This is a genomic window from Curtobacterium sp. MCPF17_047 (genome assembly GCF_003234045.1).
Lineage (GTDB): Bacteria > Actinomycetota > Actinomycetes > Actinomycetales > Microbacteriaceae > Curtobacterium.
In genome coordinates this window covers 143,357-166,794 of the sequence record NZ_QKSF01000009.1, presented here as the reverse complement: position 1 = coordinate 166,794, position 23,438 = coordinate 143,357, and the positions used below count along the sequence as shown (strand labels likewise).

The 23,438-nt window shown below is 71.9% G+C and carries 28 protein-coding genes; 11 read left to right on the top strand and 17 right to left on the bottom strand.

Features of this window, described 5'->3' with window-relative positions:
* Nucleotides 1–356, bottom strand: a 356-nt coding sequence (locus DEJ33_RS17270; protein WP_220034478.1) for a hypothetical protein, incomplete at its 3' end; no start/stop codon positions are given.
* A 107-nt stretch (nucleotides 357–463) separates the two neighbouring features.
* Here DEJ33_RS17270 and DEJ33_RS11185 point away from each other — a divergent pair.
* Nucleotides 464–895: a GNAT family N-acetyltransferase gene (locus DEJ33_RS11185; protein ID WP_220034040.1), complete on the top strand. Its 432-nt coding sequence runs from the start codon at nucleotides 464–466 to the stop codon at nucleotides 893–895.
* A 19-nt stretch (nucleotides 896–914) separates the two neighbouring features.
* On the opposite strand, the gene DEJ33_RS11180 is transcribed toward DEJ33_RS11185, so the two are convergent.
* The 3 genes from DEJ33_RS11180 to DEJ33_RS11170 are packed head-to-tail and all read right to left on the bottom strand — an operon-like array spanning nucleotide 915 to nucleotide 2,360.
* The gene (locus tag DEJ33_RS11180; RefSeq protein ID WP_110902582.1) at nucleotides 915–1,445 is read right to left on the bottom strand and encodes an Lrp/AsnC family transcriptional regulator; all 531 of its coding nucleotides are present in this window, start codon (nucleotides 1,443–1,445) and stop codon (nucleotides 915–917) included.
* Nucleotides 1,446–1,464: 19 nt separating this feature from the next.
* Nucleotides 1,465–1,974 carry a hypothetical protein gene (locus tag DEJ33_RS11175; protein WP_111079300.1) on the bottom strand — a complete coding sequence of 170 codons (510 nt, stop codon included), beginning with the start codon at nucleotides 1,972–1,974 and terminating at the stop codon, nucleotides 1,465–1,467.
* Between the two features lie 8 nt (nucleotides 1,975–1,982).
* On the bottom strand, nucleotides 1,983–2,360 hold the full coding sequence (locus DEJ33_RS11170; RefSeq protein ID WP_110902580.1) for a DUF5997 family protein: 378 nt from the start codon (nucleotides 2,358–2,360) through the stop codon (nucleotides 1,983–1,985).
* A 33-nt stretch (nucleotides 2,361–2,393) separates the two neighbouring features.
* Between DEJ33_RS11170 and DEJ33_RS11165 the strand changes: the two genes are divergently transcribed.
* Entirely contained in the window at nucleotides 2,394–3,212 is an 819-nt protein-coding gene (locus DEJ33_RS11165) for a LysR family transcriptional regulator substrate-binding protein (protein WP_181436630.1), read from the top strand.
* 2 nt (nucleotides 3,213–3,214) lie between these two features.
* Nucleotides 3,215–3,718, top strand: coding sequence for a GNAT family N-acetyltransferase (locus DEJ33_RS11160; protein ID WP_111079302.1), 504 nt, complete (start codon nucleotides 3,215–3,217; stop codon nucleotides 3,716–3,718).
* A gap of 31 nt (nucleotides 3,719–3,749) precedes the next feature.
* Here the strand turns inward: DEJ33_RS11160 and DEJ33_RS11155 are convergent, their stop codons facing one another.
* The 4 genes from DEJ33_RS11155 to DEJ33_RS11140 form a co-directional block, all read right to left on the bottom strand.
* Complete coding sequence (locus tag DEJ33_RS11155; RefSeq protein WP_111079303.1) at nucleotides 3,750–4,346, bottom strand: DNA-3-methyladenine glycosylase I; 597 nt, start codon at nucleotides 4,344–4,346, stop codon at nucleotides 3,750–3,752.
* Between the two features lie 30 nt (nucleotides 4,347–4,376).
* Nucleotides 4,377–4,793 carry a VOC family protein gene (locus DEJ33_RS11150; RefSeq protein WP_111079304.1) on the bottom strand — a complete coding sequence of 139 codons (417 nt, stop codon included), beginning with the start codon at nucleotides 4,791–4,793 and terminating at the stop codon, nucleotides 4,377–4,379.
* Between the two features lie 175 nt (nucleotides 4,794–4,968).
* On the bottom strand, nucleotides 4,969–5,307 hold the full coding sequence (locus tag DEJ33_RS11145) for a hypothetical protein (RefSeq protein WP_220033191.1): 339 nt from the start codon (nucleotides 5,305–5,307) through the stop codon (nucleotides 4,969–4,971).
* Between the two features lie 24 nt (nucleotides 5,308–5,331).
* The gene (locus tag DEJ33_RS11140) at nucleotides 5,332–7,002 is read right to left on the bottom strand and encodes a sodium:solute symporter family protein (protein ID WP_111079305.1); all 1,671 of its coding nucleotides are present in this window, start codon (nucleotides 7,000–7,002) and stop codon (nucleotides 5,332–5,334) included.
* 138 nt (nucleotides 7,003–7,140) lie between these two features.
* Here DEJ33_RS11140 and aroQ point away from each other — a divergent pair, with 138 nt between their 5' ends.
* Nucleotides 7,141–7,575, top strand: coding sequence for a type II 3-dehydroquinate dehydratase (aroQ, locus tag DEJ33_RS11135; RefSeq protein WP_111079306.1), 435 nt, complete (start codon nucleotides 7,141–7,143; stop codon nucleotides 7,573–7,575).
* A 240-nt stretch (nucleotides 7,576–7,815) separates the two neighbouring features.
* Here aroQ and DEJ33_RS11130 read toward each other — a convergent pair whose 3' ends face one another.
* Nucleotides 7,816–8,412 carry an NAD(P)H-dependent oxidoreductase gene (locus DEJ33_RS11130; RefSeq protein WP_181432939.1) on the bottom strand — a complete coding sequence of 199 codons (597 nt, stop codon included), beginning with the start codon at nucleotides 8,410–8,412 and terminating at the stop codon, nucleotides 7,816–7,818.
* A gap of 104 nt (nucleotides 8,413–8,516) precedes the next feature.
* Here DEJ33_RS11130 and DEJ33_RS11125 point away from each other — a divergent pair, with 104 nt between their 5' ends.
* Complete coding sequence (locus DEJ33_RS11125; protein WP_110902572.1) at nucleotides 8,517–8,981, top strand: MSMEG_6728 family protein; 465 nt, start codon at nucleotides 8,517–8,519, stop codon at nucleotides 8,979–8,981.
* Nucleotides 8,982–9,168: 187 nt separating this feature from the next.
* Here the strand turns inward: DEJ33_RS11125 and DEJ33_RS11120 are convergent, their stop codons facing one another.
* From DEJ33_RS11120 to DEJ33_RS11095, 6 genes are all read right to left on the bottom strand, one after another.
* Nucleotides 9,169–9,432 (bottom strand): hypothetical protein, encoded by a 264-nt coding sequence (locus tag DEJ33_RS11120; RefSeq protein WP_111079308.1) that lies wholly within the window; start codon nucleotides 9,430–9,432, stop codon nucleotides 9,169–9,171.
* Between the two features lie 82 nt (nucleotides 9,433–9,514).
* Complete coding sequence (locus tag DEJ33_RS11115) at nucleotides 9,515–10,654, bottom strand: cysteine desulfurase family protein (RefSeq protein ID WP_111079309.1); 1,140 nt, start codon at nucleotides 10,652–10,654, stop codon at nucleotides 9,515–9,517.
* Between the two features lie 8 nt (nucleotides 10,655–10,662).
* Nucleotides 10,663–11,607, bottom strand: a complete 945-nt coding sequence (nadC, locus tag DEJ33_RS11110; RefSeq protein WP_111079310.1) for a carboxylating nicotinate-nucleotide diphosphorylase — start codon at nucleotides 11,605–11,607, stop codon at nucleotides 10,663–10,665.
* Nucleotides 11,604–13,256: an L-aspartate oxidase gene (nadB, locus tag DEJ33_RS11105; RefSeq protein WP_111079311.1), complete on the bottom strand. Its 1,653-nt coding sequence runs from the start codon at nucleotides 13,254–13,256 to the stop codon at nucleotides 11,604–11,606. The genes nadC and nadB overlap by 4 nt, the downstream gene beginning before the upstream one ends.
* Before the next feature lie 2 nt (nucleotides 13,257–13,258).
* Nucleotides 13,259–14,626 (bottom strand): quinolinate synthase NadA, encoded by a 1,368-nt coding sequence (nadA, locus tag DEJ33_RS11100; RefSeq protein WP_258374651.1) that lies wholly within the window; start codon nucleotides 14,624–14,626, stop codon nucleotides 13,259–13,261.
* 31 nt (nucleotides 14,627–14,657) lie between these two features.
* Nucleotides 14,658–15,338 (bottom strand): NUDIX domain-containing protein, encoded by a 681-nt coding sequence (locus DEJ33_RS11095; RefSeq protein ID WP_111079312.1) that lies wholly within the window; start codon nucleotides 15,336–15,338, stop codon nucleotides 14,658–14,660.
* Between the two features lie 127 nt (nucleotides 15,339–15,465).
* Between DEJ33_RS11095 and DEJ33_RS11090 the strand changes: the two genes are divergently transcribed.
* The 3 genes from DEJ33_RS11090 (at nucleotide 15,466) to DEJ33_RS11080 (ending at nucleotide 18,727) form a co-directional block, all read left to right on the top strand.
* Entirely contained in the window at nucleotides 15,466–15,747 is a 282-nt protein-coding gene (locus DEJ33_RS11090) for an acylphosphatase (protein ID WP_111044419.1), read from the top strand.
* Between the two features lie 131 nt (nucleotides 15,748–15,878).
* On the top strand, nucleotides 15,879–17,378 hold the full coding sequence (locus tag DEJ33_RS11085; RefSeq protein ID WP_111194984.1) for an MDR family MFS transporter: 1,500 nt from the start codon (nucleotides 15,879–15,881) through the stop codon (nucleotides 17,376–17,378).
* A 101-nt stretch (nucleotides 17,379–17,479) separates the two neighbouring features.
* Nucleotides 17,480–18,727 (top strand): D-arabinono-1,4-lactone oxidase, encoded by a 1,248-nt coding sequence (locus DEJ33_RS11080; protein WP_111194983.1) that lies wholly within the window; start codon nucleotides 17,480–17,482, stop codon nucleotides 18,725–18,727.
* Nucleotides 18,728–18,759: 32 nt separating this feature from the next.
* Here the strand turns inward: DEJ33_RS11080 and DEJ33_RS11075 are convergent, their stop codons facing one another.
* Entirely contained in the window at nucleotides 18,760–19,257 is a 498-nt protein-coding gene (locus DEJ33_RS11075; protein WP_111194982.1) for a 2'-5' RNA ligase family protein, read from the bottom strand.
* 210 nt (nucleotides 19,258–19,467) lie between these two features.
* On the opposite strand from DEJ33_RS11075, the gene DEJ33_RS11070 reads away from it, so the two are divergent.
* Genes DEJ33_RS11070 through DEJ33_RS11060 form a run of 3 tightly spaced genes read left to right on the top strand, consistent with a single transcriptional unit; the run spans nucleotide 19,468 to nucleotide 22,138 of the window.
* The gene (locus DEJ33_RS11070) at nucleotides 19,468–20,433 is read left to right on the top strand and encodes a MetQ/NlpA family ABC transporter substrate-binding protein (protein WP_111194981.1); all 966 of its coding nucleotides are present in this window, start codon (nucleotides 19,468–19,470) and stop codon (nucleotides 20,431–20,433) included.
* Complete coding sequence (locus DEJ33_RS11065; RefSeq protein ID WP_111194980.1) at nucleotides 20,433–21,470, top strand: methionine ABC transporter ATP-binding protein; 1,038 nt, start codon at nucleotides 20,433–20,435, stop codon at nucleotides 21,468–21,470. Before DEJ33_RS11070 ends, DEJ33_RS11065 begins: the two co-directional genes overlap by 1 nt.
* Complete coding sequence (locus DEJ33_RS11060) at nucleotides 21,467–22,138, top strand: methionine ABC transporter permease (RefSeq protein WP_111194979.1); 672 nt, start codon at nucleotides 21,467–21,469, stop codon at nucleotides 22,136–22,138. Before DEJ33_RS11065 ends, DEJ33_RS11060 begins: the two co-directional genes overlap by 4 nt.
* Nucleotides 22,139–22,713: 575 nt before the next feature.
* Here DEJ33_RS11060 and DEJ33_RS11055 read toward each other — a convergent pair.
* Entirely contained in the window at nucleotides 22,714–23,421 is a 708-nt protein-coding gene (locus DEJ33_RS11055) for an endonuclease/exonuclease/phosphatase family protein (protein WP_258374667.1), read from the bottom strand.
* Between the last annotated feature and the right edge of the window lie 17 nt (nucleotides 23,422–23,438).

Here is a 23,438-nt window from a genome sequence, read left to right as displayed (position 1 = left end):
GGCGCAACCGGCGCCGGCGCGGCCGGGACCGGGGCGGGGGCCGGTGCTGCCGGGACGGCCGGAACCGGCGCGGGGGCCGGTCGGACCGGGGTGACGACGCTCCCGACGGCCCGTCCGACGCCCTCGACCGTGCCACCGACGCCCGAGACGACGCCGCTCAGCAGGCCGTCCGAGCGCTGCGACGAGTTCGTCTGCGAGCCGCTCGGAGACGCCCCACCCAGTCCGAGGACCCCGGCCGCCGCAGCGGGCCGAGCACCGAAGAAGAGCGAGAGCAGCACCAGTGCCACCGCGATCCCGGAGGCCATGAGAGCCCAACGGATGACCGCGTTCAGGGGTGCACGCATCGATGCGTCCATGCGCTCACCTCCTGATCTCGGCTGCGCACGTAGAGTGGTTGACCGGCACGGTACGCCTCGACGGGTGCCGTGCGGAACCCATTCACAAGAAAAAGTCAGGAAACGTCGTGCCCTCGACCTTCAGCGCCCCGACCCGCAACCTCGACGTCGTCACCCTGCACGAGATCCTCCGCCTGCGACAGGACGTGTTCGTGGTGGAGCAGGCATGCGCCTACGACGACATCGACGGCCGCGACCTCGAGCCCGGCACGGTGCAGTTCTGGGCCGGCAGCGGTTCGGTCGACGCGACCCTGCGGCTGCTCCGCGAACCCGACGGCACCGAGCGGATCGGCCGGGTCGCCACCGCAGCGCACGCCCGGGGCAAGGGCCTCGGTGCCGCGCTGATGCAGGCCGCGATCGCCGAGAGTCGTTCGGAGCGGATCAGCATCAACGCGCAGGCACACCTCGGCGAGTGGTACGCACAGTTCGGTTTCGTGCGCTCGGGTGAGGACTTCCTCGAGGACGCGATCCCGCACACCCCGATGGTCCGGACCCGCTGACGGACCGCGCTCGCTGCGCTCAGGCCTGCCAGCGGCGCAGTTCGCCGTAGGAGCGGGCCTGGTGTTCCCGGTCCGCCACCAGCCGCTCGAACACGATCGACGTCTGCGTCGTCGCGACCGACGGGTCCCCGCTCAGCTCGTCGGCGACGAAGTCCCGCAGCTGCTCGGTCGACGTGCACGCGATGTGCACGAGGAAGTCCTTGTCCCCGGCCAGGAACGAGACGTCGAGCACCACCGGCACCCGGAGCAGGCGTTTCGCGAACTCCCGCAGTTCGTGCCGCGCGGCAGCGTGCACCCGGACGGAGACCATCGCCTCGATCGAGAACCCGAGACGAGCGATGTCGACCTCGGCCCGGTAGCCGGTGATGATGCCCGCGTCCTCCAGCGCCCGGACGCGCACCAGACAGGTCGACGGCGCGATGCCCACGGCAGCGGCGAGCCGGTTGTTCGGGATCCGGGCGTCCGAGGCGAGGACCCAGAGGATCCGTTCGTCGACCTCGTCGAGGCGCGGCGGTGGAGCGTCGGGTCGGCGGACGATGCGGTCGGACACGGCACCACCGTAACGCCGGTCACATCGCCAGGGTCATCCCGACCACGGCGACGGTCATCGCGAAGACCTCACCGCTCCGGACCGCGCGACGGTCCTCCCGTGCCCACTCGTGCCGGAGCAGCCAGCCGCTGAAGGCGCAGTAGCCGATCACCCCGGCGCCGAGCACCGCGGTCAGGACCAGAGCGTGGACGTGGACGGCGGTGCCGGGGAGCTCGGTGGTGTGCCCCATCAGGAGCATCCCCGCCATCACGACCGCGGAGAGCGCCCGGTGCACGTCCATCGGCTCGGCGCGACGTCCGTCCCGCCGACGTCGCCGCACCACGGGCATCGGCGCGAGGACCAGCAGCAGTGCCGCGGCCAGGATCGTCCACGACGGCCCGGCCTGCACGACGGGCATGAGCATCGCGACGAGCATCACGGTCGCGGGCACGATCACGCCGGGACGCGGGCGGTACCGGTCGCCGACGATGCAGCACACGGACGCGAGCTGCGGCACGACGAGCATGGCGTCGGCGACGGTCCCGTGCACGGGTGGGATCAGCCCTCGGTGCGGGCTGCGCGCTCCTGCTTCACGCGTACGTTCTCGGTGCGGACCGCGGCCTGGGTGGAACGCTCCTGCACGAGCCACGCCGGCATGTCCTGCAGGAGCTGCTTGATCTGCTCCGTGGTGAGGACGTCGTCCACGCCGGCGCGGGCGAGTCCGGAGATCGACACCCCGAGGCGCGCGGCGACGACCGGTCGGGGGTGCGGACCGTCGCGACGGAGGTCCTGCAGCCACGTCGGCGGCTCGCTCTGCAGTTCGTCGAACGTCGTGCGAGCGATCGGGCCCGCACGGAACGACTCGGGCGTCGCCGAGAGGAGGATGCCGAGCTTCTTGGCAGCGGTCTCGGGCTTCATGGTCTGTTCCTGGGCCATGGTGACCAGAGTACGGCCCGTATGCTCGGGTGCATGACCGCGCTCTCCATCGCCTTCGTACCCGGGGTCTCCCCCGCCAAGTGGGTGCGGGTCTGGCGCGAGCGCCGACCGGACGTCGACCTGGTCCTCATGCCCGTCGGCGCGGACGGGGTCCTCGACGCGATCGAGGGCGACGCCGACATGGTCTTCGCCCGGATGCCGGTGCCCGAGCGGGCCGACGGAGAACAACCGCACGCGATCCCGCTGTGGACCGAGACCGCGGTCGTCGCCGCCCCGAAGGACTCCCCCCTCGCCGACCTCGACGAGGTAACCGACGCGGACCTCGCCGGCGTCACCGTCCTCGACGCGGGCCCCGTGCCACCGGACGTCGCGGCAGCGCTCGACCTGGTCGAAGCCAACGTCGGCGTGGTCGTCCTCCCCCAGTCCCTCTTCCGGGCCGAGAGCCGCAAGTCCCTGATCTCCCGCCCGCTCGCTGGCTCCCCCGGCACCCGCGTCGCGCTCGTCTGGCGTGACGAGGACGCCTCGGAACTCACCGAGGAGTTCATCGGCGTCGTCCGCGGCCGGACCGCGAACAGCTCCCGGCAGCAGCCGGACCAGCCGGGAGGCACGGATCCCGACGAGCAGGACGACGCACGCCAGAAGACCGGCGGCAAGGCGGTCGGCGGCAAGGCCACCAGCAGCAAGGCGGCCGGTGGCAAGGCCACGGCGGCGAACGCGAAGACGGTCGCGAAGCGCAGCGCCACGAAGGGCACGGGTGCGAAGAGTGGCGGTGGGAAGAACTCCACCGGTCGCGGCCGGACCCCGCGTGGCATGTCCGGCAAGCCGAAGCGCGGCTCGAAGGGCAACCGCTGACCATGGACCCGGCAGACACGGGCAGGACCGCGGCGCGGAGCGAGCTGCGGCTCGAGCCGATGCCCGGGGAACGCCTGCCGGGCTGGCTGGACCGCTCGATGGCGGAGTACGTCGCGTCGCGCATGCGCTCGGGCGAGAGCCGCGAGCAGGCTGAGGCGAACATGCGGCAGTCCCTCGAGCAGTGGTTCCCGGGCGGTTCGCCGGCGGCGGGCCACCACGTGTGGGAACTGACGCTCGGTGCGGACACCGTGGTGGGGCACCTCTGGATCGGCCCGTTCACCCCGGGCAGCGCCGACTGGTGGGTCTTCGAGGTCGAGGTCGACCCGGCCCACCGCCGGCAGGGTCACGCCCGACGAGCGCTGGAGCTCGCGCACGAGGTCGCGCGGGCGGGGGGCGCGACCAGCATCGGCCTCAACGTCTTCGGGTACAACACCGGCGCTCGCCACCTGTACGAGGAGCTCGGGTACGAGGTCGCCTCGGTGCAGATGCGGCTGCCGCTGGGCTGACGACAGCCGCCCCACCGGTCGGCGCCCGTCCTCAGTCCGGCCAGACGCCGGACGACGCTCGCCGGTGGCTGCCGAGCAGGTGCGTGTCGACGATCCCCAGCGCCTCCATGAGCGCGTACATGGTGGTCGGTCCGACGAACGCGAACCCGCGCTTCCGCAGCGCCTTCGACAGCGCGGTCGACTCCGGGCTGGTCGTCGGGACCTCGGCGGCGGTGCGCGGTCTCGGCGTGTCGGTCGGCCGGAAGGACCACACGAAGTCGGCGAGTCCCCCGTCCGCCCGCAGCGCGACGGTGGCGTTCGCGTTGGTGATCGTCGCGGCGATCTTCGCGCGGTTCCGGACGATGCCCGCGTCGCCGAGCAGCCGGGCGACGTCGTCGTCCCCGAAGTGAGCGACCACATCGGGGTCGAAGTCAGCGAACGCGGCCCGGAACGCGGGGCGCTTCGCGAGGATCGTGCGCCACGACAGCCCGGACTGGAACGCCTCGAGCGAGAGCCGCTCGAACACGCCCCGCTCGTCGCGGACCGGCATCCCCCACTCGGTGTCGTAGTAGGCGCGGAGCATCGGGTCCGTCGACGCCCAGAGCGGCCGGGCGAGGCCGTCCGCGCCGGTCACGAGGTCGTCGGTCATCCCCCCATCCTGCCGTGGCACCCGTCGGGGTCAGTCGGCGTGCGGGCCGTCCTCGGCGGCGGCGGGGTCCATCCAGACGTACTCCCAGCGGTGGCCGTCGGGGTCGGTGAAGCTCCGCTGGAACATGAAGCCCAGGTCCATCTCCGGCCGGTCCTCGGTCCCGCCGGCCTCGACGGCCGCGTCGACGATCCGGTGCACCTCTTCCTTCGTCTCGGCGGTGAGGGAGTTGATCACCTCGATCGTGTCGGGCGCGGCGATCGTCTTGTCGGTGAACTCGGTGAACTTCGCGTGCGTCAGGAGCATCACGTACACGGTGTCGCTGACGACGATGCTCGAGGCGGTGTCGTCACTGAACACCGCGTTCAGGGGGTACCCGAGCGCCTGGTAGAACGCGGTCGCCCGCGCCAGGTCGGACACCGGCAGGTTGATGAACACCATGGTCGACATGTGGGGTCCCTTCCGTCGTGACCAACCTGGCCTCCTCCGGCATCGCGCGCAACCGTTCCGTGGCGGAACCAGGCTCCGGAGGACGCGGCCGCACCGCACGACGGACGGGAGGCCCGGTACCAGCTGGTACCGGGCCTCCCGTCCGATGGTGGTCGCGTGGGCGACCGGCCGTCGGCTACGCGAGCTCGCGGCCCTCGCCGGCGGCGCGCTGGTGCGCCTCCGCCTCGGCCTGGCCGACGATGTCCTCTGCCGGGACCGGCGCGAGGCGGTCCCAGAGGAAGAAGAGCAGGCCGGCGGCGAGCATCGCGAGCCCGACCCACAGGTTGATGTGGATGCCACCGGTCATCTTCGGATCGCTGTCCCAGTGCACGATGCCGACGATCGTCGTGATGACGCCGTAGAGCAGGAACAGACCGCCGAGGATCCGACGCAGGTCCAGGCGGCGGGTCGAGCGGACGAGTGCCGCCTTCTCGTCCTCGGTCATCGAGCCCGAGGTGTTCGTGGTGTCAGCCATGGGGTGTCTCCTTCGGGGTCGGGATCAGAGGAACGGCAGGTAGAGGACGACGCAGAGCACGAGGGCGACCGTGCCGAGCAGCGCCGGCGAGCGGTACCAGGCGGTGTCGGTGGCGACGGCGCCCGCGCTCATGTCGATCTTGCCGATGCCGTAGACCAGGCCTCCGAGTTCCGAGACGGGCTTCGGCTTCGTGAACATCGAGACCGCGACGGCGACGATGATCACCGTGACGAACGAGATGATCGCGCCGTACATGGTCTCGGCCGTGGCGGTCGAGAACAGGTCCGGGTTCACCAGGTAGGCGATCCAGGTGATCGTCGGGGTGATGATGCCGAGGACGTAGCCCCAGAGTGCGCCCTGTGTGGTCATCCGCTTCCAGAGCAGGCCGAGGATGAACACGGCGAACAACGGCGCGTTGAAGAACGAGAACAGCGTCTGCATGTACGTCATGATGTTGCCGGCCTGCGCGGCGAGGAACGCCGTGCCGACGCCGACGACGACCCCCACGACGGTGACCCAGCGACCGGTCTTCAGGTAGTGCAGGTCGGGCATGTTCGGCTTGATGTAGCGCTGCCAGATGTCGTAGGTGAAGACCGTGTTGAAGCTCGACACGTTCGCCGCCATGCCGGCCATGAAGGAGGCCAGGAGGCCCGTGACGGCGACGCCGAGGACACCCGTCGGCAGGTACATCTGGATGAGCTTCGGGATCGCGTCGTTGTAGGTCAGCGTCCCGTCGGCGAACTGGTTGCCGACGACGGCCGCGGCGATGAGGCCGGGCACGACGACGATGAACGGGATGAAGAGCTTCGGGATGGCGGCGATCAGCGGGGTGCGACGGGCGGCCGACATGTTCTTCGCCGAGAACGCGCGCTGCACCTCGGTGAAGTTCGTCGTCCAGTACCCGAACGACAGCACGAAGCCCAGTCCGAGCACGATCGCGAGCCAGTTCGCCCCGATCGGGTTCGTGACGTTGCCGATGCCCGTGCCGGCCCAGGTCTGCAGGTGCTGCACGCCCTGGGTCTGCTTGATGGCCTCGGTCAGGCCGCTCCAGCCGCCGACGCGGTGGAGGCCCACGATGGTCAGTGGGATGAGGCCGGCGAGGATCACGAAGAACTGCATGACCTCGTTGTAGATCGCGCTGGAGAGACCACCGAGGGTGATGTAGGCGAGGACGAAGCCTGCGGACACGATGATCGCGAGCCACTCCGGCCAGCCGAGCATCGCCTCGATGACGATCGCCATCGCGTAGAGGTTGATGCCCGCGATGAGGACGTTCGACACCGCGAAGGCGATCGCGTTCACCAGGTGCGGTGCCTTGCCGAAGCGGCGGAGCATGAACTCCGGCACACTCCGGACCTTCGAGCCGTAGTAGAAGGGCATCATCACGAGGCCGAGGAAGACCATCGCGGGCACGGCCCCGATGAGGTAGTAGTGCAGCGTCGCCATGCCGATCTGGGCACCGTTCGCCGCCATGCCGAGGATCTCGGTGGCGCCGAGGTTCGCGGACACGAACGCCAGGCCCGTGATCCACGCGGGCATGGACCTGCCCGAGAGGAAGAAGTCCATGCTCGTGCGGACCTGCCGCCGAGCCGTGAACCCGATCCAGATGACCACCCCGAAGTACACGAGGATCATCAAGTAGTCGACCCAGCCCAAGTCGAGCCGGATCCCGCTGTTCGCTGCTGCGAGGACCATTCACACTCTCCGTCGATGTGTTGCAGTCGACAACTGCGCCGACCCGAACGAAGACGTTACACGGCGTGTGACCGTTCACATAGCCGAGGCATGCATCCCGCGCGATCGCGTGCTCGGGTCGCTCGCTAGGCTCGGCGCATGCGCATCCTCGTCCTCAACGGCCCGAACCTGGACATCCTCGGCCGACGCGACCCGGAGCAGTACGGCACGGTGACGCTCGCCGAGATCGAGGCGATCGTCCACACCGAGGCCGCGGTGCACGAGCTCGAGGCCGACTTCCGACAGAGCAACCGCGAGGGCGAGCTCGTCGAGTGGCTGCACGAGGCGCTCGACGACTTCGCAGGCGTCGTCATCAACCCCGCCGCGTACGCGCACACGTCGGTGGCACTGCACGACGCGGTCGAGGCGCTGAGCGTCCCCGTGGTCGAGGTGCACCTGTCCAACACGTGGAAGCGCGAGCCGTTCCGGCACGTCGACCACGTCGCCACGGCCGCGACGGCGGTCATCGCCGGTGCTGGCGCGGACGGGTACCGCCTGGCCGTCGCCCACGTCGCGGCGCTCCTGCGCGGCTGACGCCGCGGTGAGGCGCCGGCGCGAGACGCCGGCGCGAGACGTCGGCGTCGATCCGAGACGCCGCGTTGCCGTCGAGACGCCGCCGGGTACCGCGGCGCCTCGACGCCATCGCGGCGTCTCGGGCACACGGGGGCGTCTCGGCCAGACGGGACGTCTCGGGCACGCAGGGGTGTCTCGGGCACGCGGGGGCGTCTCGGGGACACGTGCGCCGCCCACGCCGGCGATCGGGCGGGAGGCCCGTCAGAACTCCGCGGGCCGCCGCACCTCGTCGACGCCCGCAGCCACGAACCCGCCGCGGATGATCGGCAGCGCCCGACGGACGGCCTGGTCGATCCGCAGCTCGAGGTCGATGCTCGCGATGTCGTAGCCCCCGACGCGCTTGTCGAAGTCCCGTTCGTTGCCGAACACCGCCAGCGGCAGCGTCGTCGACTGGAAGAAGCCGAACAGCGGGCGCATCTGGTGCTCGACGAGGAGTGCGTGCCGGTCGCTGCCCCCGGTCGCGGTGAGCAGCACCGGGGTGTCGACCAGGTCGTACTGCCCGATCCAGTCGAAGAAGAGCTTGAACGCGCCGGAGTACGCGGCGCGGAAGGCCGGACTCCCGACGACCAGCACGTCCGCCGCCTCGACCGCCTCGAGCGCGGCGCGGGTGGCGGCGGACATGTGCTCCCGGTCGACGGCCGCACCGAGGTCCGCCAGGAGCGGACCGATCTCGACGAGGACGGTCTCGGCGTCCGGCAGCTCGGCGGCGAGCCGGTCGACGGTCGCGGCGACGAGGGTCGAGGTGCGGGACGGGTCGGACGGGCTGCCGCTGACCCCGACGACGAGGGAACTGCTCATGCCGTCGATGCTCACACGCCCCGTCGGGCCCGGTGACGATGTGACGACATGTGTCGCTGCGACGACCCGGGCACTCCCGGGCACTCCGGCGTACCGTCCGGCAGATGCAGACCTTCCTGCCGTTCGCCGACTTCCGCGCCTCCGCCGAGGTCCTCGACGACAAGCGCCTCGGCAAGCAGCGGGTCGAGACCCTGCAGGTGATGCGGGCCCTGACGCTGCCGGACTACGGCTGGCAGCACCACCCGGTCACCGCGATGTGGCGGGGCTTCCGGCCGGCGCTGATGGCGTACCAGGACGCCACGTGCCGGGTGTGGCTCGAGCGCGGGCACGCGGACACCTGTCTCGAGAAGACCCTGGCGGACCTGGCGCTCGTCCCCGAGGACCTGGAGGCGTACGAGCGCGGCGACTTCGAGGTGCCCTCGTGGAACACCGACGAGCGTGTGCACCTGTCACACCGGTCGAAGCTCGTGCAGAAGGCGCCGGAGCACTACCGCCCGCTCTTCCCCGACGTGCCGGACGACCTGGACTACCTCTGGCCGGGCACCGTGGAGCACCGCACGACCGCTTGAGCGGGACCGGGCCCGCCGCACCTCAGGGGGAACGGGACGCATCGTTCAGGGGTCGATGGTCCCGAAGGCCACGGCGGACCCGGTCGTTCCGGGACGGTCCGGCAGGGGCCGGTGTCCCGGCCGGACGCGTATCAGGGGTCGCGTCCGGTCCAGCGCACCGCCGGGAGGGGCGGTGCAGGTCTCGAGGTCAGTTCCGGTCCCGGTCTCCCCGGTACCGATCGGATTCGGACGGCACCGGCATCGGGCGACCGGCCCGCGCGAGCTGCGCGGGCAGGAGCGCGCTGGCGAGCGTCGCGAGCACACCGACCGCGGCGACGACCGCGAGCGGGCCGGCGTCGAGGCCGTGCCCGGAACCGACGGCGAGCGCCAGGACCGTCGCCGGTGCGGGCAGGAGCTGGACCGCTCGGAAGCGGTCGCCCTGCGTCACCGATGAGGTCGTCGCGTTCGCCATGCCTCCACTCTGGACGACCGCGCGTGTCCGCAATAGGGGGGACACGGCCCCAGACATGGAGTAGAACGTCTAGTACACCAGGTCAGGCGAGGGACCGGACCGCCGTGACGGCGTCGACCACGGCCTCCACGACGACCGTCGCGTCGTCCGTCGTGAGGGACGCGTCGAACGTCAACCGGACGGCGGAGCGCGCCAGGTCCTCCGGGAGGCCCAGTGCCAGCAGCACGTGCGAGGCCTCGGTGCTGCCGGCGGCACAGGCGCTGCCCGAGGACGACACCACGTCCCGTCGTTCCAGTGCGAGCAGCACCGTCTCGCCGTGCACGCCCGGGAAGCAGAAGGAGGCGTGTCCCGGCAGGCGGTGGTCGGCCGATCCGGTGAGGAGCGCACCCGGCACCCGGTCGAGCACCCCGGCGACGACGACGTCACGGACGGCCGACGCGTGCGCTGCGGCTGTGTCCCGCTCGGCGAGCACGGCCCTCCAGGCCGCGGCGAGGCCGACCGCACCCGCGACGTCCTCGGTGCCCGAACGCCGTCCGCGCTCCTGTCCCCCGCCGTGGACGAGCGGTTCGAACCGGACGCCTGAACGGACGGCGAGGGCACCGGTCCCCTTCGTCGCGCCGAGCTTGTGCCCCGACACCGAGACCGCGTCGACACCCAGGACGTCGAGCCCGACGGGCAGCCACGGGGCGGACTGCACGGCGTCGGTGTGGAAGCGAGCGCCGACCTCGTGGGCGATCGCGGCGAGTCGGGGGACGTCCTGTACCGTGCCGATCTCGTTGTCGGCGTGCGCGATCGAGACCAGCGTGGTGTCCGGTCGGAGGGCGGCACGCAGGGTCTCCGGCGCCACCGTGCCGTCCGGCTCCACGGGGAGCACCGTCACGTCGAAGCCGTGGAACCGTTCCAGGTAACGGCAGCTCTCGAGGACGGCCTCGTGCTCGACGGCGCTCGTGACGACGTGGCGGCCGCGGGGTGCGGCGAGCGCGATCCCCTTGACCGCGGTGTTCGCACCCTCGGTGCCGCCGCTGGTGAAGACGACCTCGCCCGGACGACAGCCGAGCGCTCCGGCGACGACCGACCGTGCGCCGGCCAGGCCCCGGGCGGCGGCGTCCCCGATGCCGTGGGTCGACGACGGGTTGCCGAAGGTCCCGGTCAGGTAGGGCCACATCGCCTCGAGGACCTCGCGACGGACCGGCGTGGTCGCGGCGCGGTCGAGGTAGAACACGGCCGCCCTCAGACGTCGACGTCGACGTCGAGCCCGAGGTCGAGCGCGCGCGCCGAGTGGGTCAGGGCACCGACCGAGACGATGTCGACGCCGGTGGCGGCGATCGCGGCGACCGTGTCGAGCGACACACCACCCGAGGCCTCGACGAGCGCCCGGCCGGCCACGAGTGCGACGCCTTCCTGCAGCATCGGCACCGTGAAGTTGTCGAGCATGATCGTGTCGACGCCTGCACTGACGACGGGTTCGATCTGGTCGATGCGGTCGACCTCCACCTCGAGGTGCACGGTGTGTCCGAGCCGGGCTCGGGCGGCACGGATCGCGTCCCCGATGCCGACGCCCTCGGCGAGCAGCACCGCCAGGTGGTTGTCCTTCGCGAGCACCGCGTCGGACAGCGACGTGCGGTGGTTGTGACCGCCGCCGCAGCGGACCGCGTGCCGTTCGAGGGCGCGGAGCCCGGGCGTCGTCTTCCGGGTGTCGACGATCCGCGCCCCCGTGCCGACGGTCGCGTCGACGTAGCGCGCGGTCAGCGTGGCGATGCCGGACATCCGCTGCACCAGATTGAGCGCCACCCGCTCGGCCCGGAGCACCGAACGCGCCGAGCCGGTGACGCTCGCGATGACGTCCCCGGCGCCGAAGGCCGCACCGTCGCGGAGCGCGAGCGCGACGACGAGGCCCGGGTCGACGGCGTGCATCACCGCGACGAACACGTCCCCGCCCGCCAGCACGCCGGGTTCGCGGGCGGCCAGGGTCGCGGTCGCGGTGGCCGAGGCGGGGATCAGCGTCTCGCTCGTGACGTCACCCCAGGGGGCGTCCTCCTCCAGGGCGGTGTCGATGACCCGGCGGAGCGCGTGCGGCGGGATCGTGCCGGGGTCGAGGGCGGCCGCGGTCGGTGACGCGGTGGTGGTGGGCGTCGTGCTGGCTGGTGTCGGGCTGGCTGGTGTCGTGCCGGTCATGCGAGTGCTCCCTGTCGGGCGGACGGTCGGAGGGGCTCCAGCGTGGCGGTACCGGTGGGCCTGGCGGTGCCGGTGGGCGCGGGCGTCGCCATGACCCAGGCGATCGTCACGGGTGCGGTCGGGTCGGTCTCCGGGTGGTCGGTGCGCGCGTGAGCGCCGCGGGACTCCGTGCGGGCCTCGGCCGCGAGGGCGGTGAGCCGGGCGAGGTCGAGCAGCGCGCGGTCCTCGGCGTCCCGGACGGTGGTCGGGGCGGGGGCGGACAGTGCGGCCAGGGCAGCGCGGGCCCCGGCGAGCCCGATCGCGTCGCGGAGCAGGCCGACGTGGTCGGTCATGACGGACTGCAGCGACTGCCGGACGGAGGTGCCGGGATCGAGCCGGGCCGGGCCTCCCGTCCGGTCGCCGCCCGACCGGACGACGGTCGGGACGAGCGTCGCGTCGCCGCGCAGCCGGAGTCGACCGGGTCGGGGTGCCCCGAGCGCGTCCGCCGCGCGGACCGCGAAGACGAGCCCTTCGAGCAGCGAGTTCGAGGCCAGCCGGTTCGCGCCGTGGACCCCGGTGCAGGCGGCCTCGCCGACCGCGAGGAGACCCGGGAGGCTCGTGCGGCCCTCCGTGTCCGTCGCGATCCCGCCCATCGCGTAGTGCGCGGCCGGGGCGACGGGGACGCCCTCGCGGGTCCAGTCGAAGCCGGCCGCCCGGGTGTCGCGGGTGAGCCCCGGGAAGCGGCGGACGAGGAAGTCGGCGTCGAGGCCGGTCGCGTCGAGAAGGACGGGTCGGCCTCCTTGCGATCGCATGGCAGCCGCGATGCCGCGTGCGACGACGTCCCGCGGGGCGAGCTCGGCCTCGGGGTGGACGTCGGTCATGAACCGGTGACCGGTCGCGTCGCGGAGGACGGCCCCCTCGCCGCGGACGGCCTCGGACACCAGGCCGCCGTCCGGGACCGCGAGCCGGGTCGGGTGGAACTGGACGAACTCCAGGTCGGCGAGCACGGCTCCCGCGCGCCAGGCCGCGGCCGTGCCGTCGCCGGTCGCGACCAGGGGGTTCGTCGTCTCGCGGTACAGGTGCCCGGCGCCCCCGGAGGCGATCAGCACGGCGTCGGCGTCGAGCCGTCGGGGTTCGCCGAGCAGGTCCAGGACCTCGACGCCGACGACCTGGCCGTCCCGCACGACGAGGTCGGTGAGGCAGGTGCGCTCGAGGATCGTGACGTGCCGACGGTGCAGGGCGGCGACGAGCGTCCGCTCCACCGCGGCCCCGGTCGCGTCGCCGTCCGCGTGCAGCACCCGCCAGCGGGCGTGCGCGGCCTCCCGCCCGCGGGCCAGGTCGTCCCCGTAGCGGTCGAGGGTCTCCGGGTCGGTGCTGCGGTCGAAGGGCACGCCGAGCGCGAGCAGGTCCTGGACGCGGGCCGGGCCGTCGGTGCAGAGGACGTCCACGGCACGGGCGTCGGCACTGCCCGCCGCAGCGACGTGGGTGTCGTGCTCGTGCAGGGCGGCGGAGTCGTCCGCCCCGAGCGCCACCGCGATGCCACCCTGGGCGCGCGCGGTGGCACCGTCGGCGAGGGCGCCCTTCGTGACGAGGGTGACGTCGTGCCGGGCGCTGGCCCGGATGGCGGCGGTGAGGCCGGCGATGCCGGACCCGACGACGACGACGTGCATCCTCAGGCCCGCGCGTCCGTGGTCGTGGCCGGGCCGGTGGTGGTCGGGCCGGTGACAGTCGGTCCCGTGGCGGCTGGACCGGGGTCCCGCTGGCCGGCGAGGGGGCGGGGCTTGGCCGCGAGCATCCGCTCGAGGGCGACCTTCGCGTCGACCTGCACGGCGGCGGGCACCACGATCTCGTTGAGGACCTCACCGCGGACGAGCGCCTCGAGCACCCACGCCAGGTACCCCGGGTGGATCCGGTACATGGTCGAGCAGGGGCAGACGACCGGGTCCAGGCAGAAGATCGTGTGCTGCGGGTACTCGGCCGCCAGGCGGTTCACCATGTTGATCTCGGTGCCGATCGCGAAGGTCGTCGGTTCGGTGGCGGCAGCGACGGTCTTCCGGATCAGGTCCGTGCTGCCCGCGACGTCGGCCGCGTCGACGACGGCCATCGGGCACTCCGGGTGCACGATGACCTGGACGCCCGGGTGATCCCGGCGAGCCTGCTCGATCTGGTCCACGGTGAAGCGCCGGTGCACCGAGCAGAAGCCGTGCCACAGGACGACCTCCGCCGCGAGCAGGTCCGCCGCGGTGTTGCCGCCGCCGGGCAGCCGCGGGTTCCACATCGGCATCCGGTCGGTGCTGATGCCCATCGCCTTCGCGGTGTTCCGGCCCAGGTGCTGGTCCGGGAAGAACAGCACGCGCTGCCCCCGCTCGAACGCCCACTCGAGCACGGTGGCGGCGTTCGAGGACGTGCAGACGATGCCGCCGTTCCGCCCGCAGAACGCCTTGAGGTCCGCAGCGGAGTTCATGTACGTGACCGGGATGACCGGCACGCGGCCGTCGGCGTCCGGCTCGGTGCCGTAGAGCGCCTCGAGCTCGGCCCAGGCGGCCTCGACGCTGTCGATGTCGGCCATGTCCGCCATCGAGCAGCCGGCGGCCAGGTTCGGCAGGATCACCCGCTGGTCGTCCCGCGCCAGGATGTCGGCCGTCTCCGCCATGAAGTGCACGCCGCAGAACACGATCGCCTCGGCGTCGGGCTTCGTCAACGCCGCGTTGGCGAGCTGGAACGAGTCACCGAGGAAGTCCGCGTGCCGGACGACCTCGTCCCGCTGGTAGAAGTGCCCGAGGACGACCACCCGGTCCCCCAGCGTCGCCTTCGCCCGTTCGATGCGCTCGTGCAGTTCGTCGTCCGGGGCGTTCCGGTACTCGTCCGGGATCACGCCCTGCCGCGGGGCCGAGGTCGGTATGACGTCGGACATCGACGAACCGGGGCCGTAGCCGGGGACGGTGTCGAAGTCCCAGGTCGGCGCCGCGAGGTCCGGCGTGCAGGTGGCGCCGGCAGCCCGGCCGTTGGAGATCAGTTCGATGGTGGTCGCGATGGACACGGCGGTTCCCGTCTCAGGTGGGGGTCGGATGTCAGCGGGTCGTCAGCGGGCCGTTGTCCGCGTACGACAGGTCGGGGTTCGAGCGGTACAGCCGGGCCGGTCGGTGCCGCCCGCCGCTCGTGGTCTCGTCGGTCGGCAGGACCGCGTCGCTCTGGGCGACCTGCCGTCGGAAGTTCGCGGGGTCCAGCGTCTGCCCGAGCACCGCCTCGTACACGCCACGGAGTTCGGCGAGCGTGAACCGGTCGCCGAGGAACGCCTGTGCGATCCGGGAGTACGACATCTTGTTGCGCAGTCGCCAGAGCGCGTACTCGACGATGCGGTCGTGGTCGAACGCCAGCGGCGGGTGCTCGTCGGCGAGGAACCACCGCACGTTCCAGTCGTCCGGCACGACGTTCGCCTCGTCCGGGTGCACGAGTGCCCAGTAGACGACCGAGACCACCCGGCTCGGCGAACGGTCGACGGCCCCGAACGCGTAGAGCTGCTCGAGGTACCGCGGCTGCACCTTGGTCGTCTCGCGGAGGCGCGCGGCGGCCGAGTCGTCGAGCCCCTCGTCCGACCCGACCCAGCCACCGGGCAGCGCCCAGGAACCCTCGAACGGCTCGGCGACGCGACGGACCAGCGGCATCCACAGCGCGGGGACGCCGGTGTCGGGGTGCGGGCGGAGCGCGACGATGACGGTCGAGACCGCGAGCCGGATCCCGGTGTCGCCCATCACTGCTCCTGGTTGTTATGGTCATTCTGACCCGAACTGTTCGGGTACTGATGACCGTATCACGATGGTCACCGGACCGGAACGCAGCCGTGACGCCCGGGTAACACGTCGCTCGTAGCATCGGGCCATGGGCAGCACCACGAGGAAGCACGCCGTCGTGACCGGGACCGTGCAGGGCGTCGGGTTCCGGTACTGGACGGCACGGAAGGCCGACGGACTCGAACTCGTCGGGTACGCACGGAACCTGTTCGACGGCACCGTCGAGGTCGAGGCGGAGGGCCCCGGCCCCGCGGTCGACGCCCTCGTCGTGATGCTCCGCTCCGGTCCGCCCTCGGCGACCGTCACCGACGTGGCCGTCCGCGAGGTCGCCCCGCTCGGCGAGGACGACGGCTTCCGCATCCTGCACTGACGCGAGCGACACGCGGAGTTCACCCCGCGTTCGGCAGCAGTCGGGAATGCCGTGGTCCTGTCAGCTCTTGCAGCCTCGGTACCCACCCGTCGTGGGTCAACCGTCACACCACGAAGACACCAGGAGCCCCCTTGACCCAGGCCGTCGACTCCGCACCCCGCACCGGGTCCGTCGAAGAGTCCTCCCCCGCGGGCAACCGCCTCGTGATCGGGCTGCTGCTCGTCTCGGCGTTCGTCGTCATCCTCAACGAGACGATCATGGGCGTGGCGCTGCCGCGACTCATGGACGACCTCGGCATCAGCGCCGCGACCGGACAGTGGCTGACCACCGGCTTCCTGCTCACCATGGCCGTCGTGATCCCGATCACCGGTTTCCTGCTGCAGCGCTTCAACACCCGTCCGGTGTTCGTCTGGGCGATGAGCCTGTTCTCCGCCGGGACGCTGATCGCACTGCTGGCCCCCGGCTTCACGATGCTGCTCATCGGGCGCATCGTGCAGGCGAGCGGCACCGCGATCATGATGCCGCTGCTCATGACCACCGTCCTGACCCTCATCGAGCCGGCCCACCGCGGCCGTGTGATGGGCAACATCTCGATCGTCATCTCGGTCGCCCCCGCGATCGGCCCGACGATCTCCGGTCTCATCCTCAACGCGTTCTCGTGGCGCTGGCTGTTCGGCTTCGTCCTGCCGATCGCACTCGCCGCCCTGGTGCTCGGCATGCTGAAGGTCCGGAACGTCTCGACCCCGCGCAGGTCCGCGATCGACGTGTTCTCGGTGGTCCTCTCGGCCTTCGCGTTCGGTGGGATCGTCTACGGCCTGTCGAGCATCGGCGAGGCCGGCGACACCGGGTACGGACTGCCGATCGGCTCGCTCGTCGTCGGGTTCGTCGCCCTGGCGGTGTTCATCGTCCGCCAGACCCGTCTGCAGCGCCGCGACGCCGCACTGCTCGACCTGCGCACCTTCAGCACGAAGGGCTTCACGATCCCGATCGTCGCGATGGCGATCAGCTTCATGGCGATGTTCGGCACGCTGATCCTGCTGCCGATCTACCTGGAGCGCGTGCTCGGCCTCGAGGTCCTGCAGGTCGGACTCCTGCTGCTCCCCGGTGGTCTGCTGATGGGGCTGCTGTCCCCGATCGTCGGTCGCATCTACGACCGGCACGGGCCGCGCATGCTGCTCATCCCCGGGTCGGTCATCATCAGCGCCGTGCTCTGGGCGCTCTCGACGGTCACCGCGGACACCAGCGTCACGTTCGTCCTCGTCGCGCACATCGTGCTGAGCCTGGGCCTGGCGCTGACCTTCACGCCGCTGTTCACCGCTGCGCTCGGCGGGCTCCCGCCGCGCCTGTACTCGCACGGCAGCGCGGTCCTCGGCACCGCCCAGCAGCTCGCCGGCGCGGCCGGCACGGCACTGTTCGTCACACTGCTCACCCTCGGCGCCACCGCCGCGGCGACGAACGGCGACGTCGCGGGTGCCGCGACGGCCGCCGAGGCCACGGCCCGGGCGACTGCGTCCGGCGTGCACTCGGCGTTCCTCGTCGGCGCGGTGATCTCGATGCTCGGCATCATCGCCTCGGCGATGGTCCGGAAGCCGGCCACGCCGGAGGGCGCCCCCGCGCCCGCCATGCACTGACGGCGGCCCGACACACCGCACCGACCACCCGGATCACACGACGCGCCCCCTCTTCCCGAGGGGGCGCGTCGTGCGTTGCGCAGCCGTGGCATCGTGGGCACATGCGGTCGACGACGAGCGAGCTGAACTGGTCCGGCACGGTCACCTACACGGCCGAGCGGGTGGTGCGGCCGACCTCACTCGACGACGTCGCCGAACTCGTCGCCCGCAGTCCGCGGATCCACGGCCTCGGTACCCGGCACTCCTTCAACGACGTCGCCGACACCGCGGGCGTGCTGCTCGACCTCACCGCGGTGCCCACCGACCTGGTCGTCGCCGAGGACCGCCGCACCGCCACGATGGGTGCCGGCACCCGGTACGGACTGGTCGCTCCCGCTCTCGACGCCGCCGGGGTCGCCCTGCACAACGAGGGGTCCCTCCCCCACATCTCGCTCGGCGGTGCGATCGCCACCGGCACGCACGGCTCCGGCACCACCCTCGGCTCGCTGAGCACCGCGGTGGCCGCGCTCGAGCTGATCGGCCCGGACGGCACCACGACGACGATCCGGCGCGGCGACCCGGACCTGCCCGGCGCCGCGATCCACCTCGGGCTGCTCGGCATCGTCACCCGCGTCACCGTCGACGTGCAACCCGCCTACCGGATGCGACAGGACCTCTACGGGCCGATCCCGTGGGACACCTTCACCGCTTCCGCCGCCCAGGTCTTCGCCGCCGGCTACTCGGTCTGCGCCTACACGCTGTTCGGCGACACCGTGTCGGAGGTGCTCGTGAAGTCCCGCGTCCCGGACGGTGCCGACGACGTCGAGGTCCCCACGAGCCTCCTGGGCGCACCCCGTCTGCCCGGCTCCCCCGGTGACGGCCACCACACCGCGCGTGACGGCTCGGTCGGGCCGTGGTGGGACCGCCTGCCGCACTTCCCGATCGAGTCGGTGCCCTCGGTCGGGTCCGAGGTGCAGAGCGAGCACTTCGTGCCGCTCCGGCACGCGGCCGCCGCGCTCGACGCGTTGCGCGGCCTGGCCGACCGGATCCAGCCGCACCTGCACGTCTGCGAGCTGCGGACCATGGCGGCCGACGACCTCTGGCTCAGTCCGACGCAGGGCGAGGACGTGCTCTGCATCGCCTTCACCTGGCAGAAGCACCCGGACGAGGTCGCGGCCCTCCTGCCCGACCTGGAGGCGCGGCTCGCCCCGTTCGGCGGGCGTCCGCACTGGGGGAAGATGAGTTCCCTCGACGGGGCGGCGATCGCCGCGCTCCACCCGCACCTCCCGGCGTTCCGCGACCTGGTCGCGCGACGCGACCCGGACGGCAAGTTCTCGTCCGCGTTCGGCGAGCGGGTCCTGGGGAGCTGAGCAGGGCCTCCGGGAGGCACGTGGTCCGCCCGTCAGACGAGCCGCGTGACCGTCTTCGTCCCGCCGTCCCAGTGCCGGACGCCGGCGACGTCCAGCGTCTCCGGCAGCGGCACCGACGCGAGCACCTCGAGCATCCGCGGCAGGTCCACGTCCCGCGGGCGGCGCGCCAGTGTCAGGTGCGGCGCCCACCGACCCGGCAGGGAGGTGTCGACGCCGCCGGGGGCCGCCCGGTGCACCGCCTCGTGGAACACGGCGAGCGAGCGGTCGACCACGACGGACACACCCAGGACGTGACGCCCGGGGCCGGCCGGGAACAGCAGGAGACCGGCGGGGCGGATGCTCGTCGGCAGCGGCGCGTCGAAGTGGGACGGCACGGGCAGGGTCTCCCCTGCCGTCAGGGTGACGTGCGGGGCGTTCGTGTCGGACGTGTGCCGGCCCATGCTCGGCAGGTCGGCGACGACCAGGGCCTCCCAGGCGACCCGGACGGCCCGTTCGGCGCCCGGAGCGAGGACGAGTTCGATGCTGCGCACGCGTCCGAGCCTGCCCGTCGTCGAACACCGACGTCTCAGGACGACGCCGTGCCGTCACGCAGCGACCTCCGCCGTAACACGACGGAACGCGAATCGACCCGGTCGGGGCCCGCCCGGCACACTCGTGGCTGTCCCGCGGGGCGACGCCCGGCGTCGGGACCCCCACAGCACCGTCCCTGCCACCAGGGCGACCCGTCACGAGGAGCACCCATGTCCGCCGCACCCGTCCTGCCCGACCGTCCGCAGCGCAAGCGCCCGATCGGGTGGATCATCGCCGCAGCCGTCGTCGTCGTCGCGATCGTCATCGCCGTCGTGGTCGTCGCCGTCCGCGGCGGCGGCTCCGACCAGGCCGGTGCCGCCGGGACGTCCGGCTCGGACCGGAAGGCCCAGACCGTCACGATCGGTGTCGCGGACAAGGCGCTGCCCTACTGGAAGACCTACACGGCGCTCGCGAAGGAACGACTCGACGTCACGGTGAAGCTGACCAACTTCGCCGACTACTCGCTGCCGAACCCCGCGCTGAAGGACGGGCAGGTCGACATCAACCAGTTCCAGCACATCCAGTACCTGGCGAACTACAACGTCACCGCGAAGGACGACCTGCAGCCGATCGGTTCGACCGCGGTCTACCCGCTGCCCCTCTACGCCACGAAGTACGACGAGCCGTCGGCGATCCCCGAGGGCGCGAAGGTCGCGATCCCGAACGACGCCATCAACGAGGCCCGCGCCCTGCTCGTCCTGCAGTCCGCGAAGCTCGTCGAGCTGAAGGACGGCGGCAGCGCGTTCTCGACCACCGACGACATCGAGTCGCACAAGGTGGACGTGCAGCCGCTCGACGCCTCACAGACCGCGAACGCGCTGCAGCAGGGCTCCGTCGCCGCCGCCGTCGTGAACAACAACTTCGCCACCGCCGCCGGGCTGCCCGCCTCCGACAAGGTCTTCACCGACGACCCGTCCAGCTCCTCGGCCGCCCCCTACGTGAACGTCTTCGCCGTCCGGGACGAGGACAAGACGAACAAGACCTACCTGGACCTCGCGCACCTGTTCCAGGACAGCGCCGTGCAGAAGGTGTTCAAGAAGGACTACCCGGACGCCGTCGCCCGCGACGAGGATGCCTCCACCCTGCAGGACGAGCTCGCCACGGTCGAGCAGGACGCGAAGGCAGCAGCGGAGTAGTGGCCGCCCTCGTCGAACTCCGCGGTGTCACCAAGAGTTACCGCCGCGCCGACACCGGAGAGACCGTCACCGCGGTCGAGGGTGTCGACCTCGACGTCCAGAAGGGCGAGGTCCTCGGGGTGATCGGGTACTCCGGCGCCGGCAAGTCGACGCTGGTCCGACTCGTCAACGCGCTGGAGCTCCCGACCTCCGGCACCGTCACCGTCGCCGGGCAGGAGCTGACCGCGATCCCCGAGCGCGACCGCCGTCAGGCCCGTCGGCGCATCGGGATGGTCTTCCAGCAGTTCAACCTGTTCCGCTCGCGCACGGTCGCCGGCAACGTGGCGTACCCGCTGAAGGTCGCCGGTGTCGCGAAGGCCGAACGGGACCGCCGCGTCGCGGAACTGCTCGACTTCGTCGGACTGCTCGACCGCGCGTACGCTTACCCGGAGCAGCTTTCGGGCGGCCAGAAGCAGCGCGTCGGCATCGCCCGGGCGCTCGCGTCGAACCCCGAGCTGCTGCTCGCCGACGAGGCCACGAGCGCCCTCGACCCCGAGACCACGTCCGAGGTCCTCGCGCTGCTCCGCCGCGTGAACCGGGAGCTCGGCGTCACGATCATCGTCATCACCCACGAGATGGACGCCGTCCGGCGGATCGCCGACCGGGTCGCCGTGATGGAGCAGGGCCGCGTGGTGGAGGTCGGGGACGTCTACGACGTGTTCTCCGCCCCCACGACCGAGGCCGCGCAGCGCTTCGTCCGGACCGCCCTGCACGACCGCCCCTCGGCCGAGACCGTCGCACGGCTGCACGAACGCCACCCCGGGCGCCTCGTGTCCGTCCGGATCACCGACGAGGCCGGACTGCAGGGCCGCATCGACCAGGCGTTCCGCGACACCACCGTCACCGCCGAACTCGTCTTCGGCGGGGTCAGCGAGATCCGCGAGCGCCGCATCGGGTCGCTCACCTACGAACTGGGTGGGACCGACGCCGACGTCGACCGGGCGGTCGGTGCCCTGCGGTCCGTCGGTATCACCGTCGTCGAGGAGGCACGCGCATGAACAACTCGTTCCAGAGCGTCATCGACACGTTCGACGTGTTCCTCGCCGCCACCCGGGACACGATCGTCATGTCCCTGGTGTCGCTCGTCATCGCGGGCGTCATCGGCCTGGCGCTCGGGCTGCTGCTCTACGCCACCCGGCCGGGCAACCTGCTGTCGAACCGGACCGCGTACACGGCCATCAACCTGGTCGTGAACCTGGTGCGTCCGATCCCGTTCGTGATCTTCCTCGCCGCGATCGCACCGCTCTCGCGCGTCGCCGTGCAGACCACGATCGGCGTCCCCGCCGTGACGTTCGCGATCTCCCTCGCGGCCGCGTTCGCGGTGTCGCGGATCGTGGAGCAGAACCTCCTCGCGATCGATCCGGGCGTCGTCGAGGCGGCACGGGCCTCCGGTGCGCACCCGGTGTCGATCCTGCTGACCGTGCTCATCCCCGAGGGGCTCGGACCGCTGGTCCTCGGCTACACGTTCATCTACATCGGCATCGTCGACATGACCGCACAGGGCGCGCTGGTCGGTGGCGGCGGGCTCGGTGAGTACGCCATCACCTACGGGTCGCAGCGCTACGACTGGTGGGTCGTCTACGTGTCCGTCGCGGCGATCGTCGTGATCGTGCAGCTCGGCCAGTTCGTCGGCAACCGCCTGGCGCGCGCGACGCTCCGTCGCTGACGCCCGGCCCGGGCGTGGTGCGTCCGCCCGCGTCGGCCGCCGAGGTCGCACGATCTGCCGCCGGACCGCTCCCCGGGCGGCAGATCGTGCGACCCCGGCGGAACGCCGACGGCACGTCGTGCGACCTCGCCGAACCGACGCCGGACGGGAGGCACGCGGCCAGCCCGCCACGCGCCTCCCGTCCGCCACCGCGTCCGTCACCCGTCCGGCGCCGCCGAGGTCGCACGATCTGCCGCCGGACCGCTCCCCGGGCGGCAGATCGTGCGACCCCGGCGGAACGCCGACGGCACGTCGTGCGACCTCGCCGAACCGACGCCGGACGGGAGGCACGCGGCCAGCCCGCCACGCGCCTCCCGTCCGCCACCGCGTCCGTCACCCGTCCGGCGCCGCCGAGGTCGCACGATCTGCCGCCGGACCGCTCCCCGGGCGGCAGATCGTGCGACCCCGGCGGAACGCCGACGGCACGTCGTGCGACCTCGCCGAACCGACGCCGGACGGGAGGCACGCGGCCAGCCCGCCACACGCCTCCCGTCCGGAAGACGCCAAGCGCCTCCCGTCCGGCAGACGCCGAGGGGTCAGGCGACCGCGGACGACGTCCCGGCAGCCGACGCGGGCACGTCGTAGTCGGCGCGCACGAGGATCGGGCGGTGGTCGGAGATGCCCGCGGGCAGGGTCTCGACGCCGGCGATGTGCAGCCCGACGCTCGTGGCGAAGTCGAAGTGCCCGGTGAACTTGCGGTAGCGCAGGTACGTCGGCTGGTCCGAGAGCGACAGCGCGAAGCCCGACTCCTCGATCTTCCGGCGCAGGTTCGTCTGGAACCACGGGTAGTTGAAGTCGCCGACCATGATCGCCGGGGCCTCGCTCGACAGGTCGCGGACGAAGTCGTGCGCGGCCTCGATCTGCTTGCGGCGCAGCGAGTTCGTCGCGGTCAGGGGCGAGGCGTGGAACGACGCGACGATGACCTCGGCCTCGGCCTCCTTGTCGTACAGGTGCATGGCGATCAGTCGCTCGTGCGCGGGCGAGAGGACCCGGTCGTGCAGGGACTTCTGCAGCGAGTGGATGCCGAGGTCCTGCACGTCGAAGCGGTCGTCGCGCTTGTAGATGGCGAGACCGAGACGGTTCGCCTGGGTCGACGCGGCGAGGGTCAGCCCGCCGACCGAGGTGGCGAGGTCGGTGCTGTCGCACTCCTGGACGCAGAGCACATCGGCCCGCGAGGCCTCGGCCAGGGCGGCGAGCTCGCTGTTCGCGGTGTGCTCACGGAGGTTGTAGCTCACGACACGCAAGGACCTCTGCCCGACTG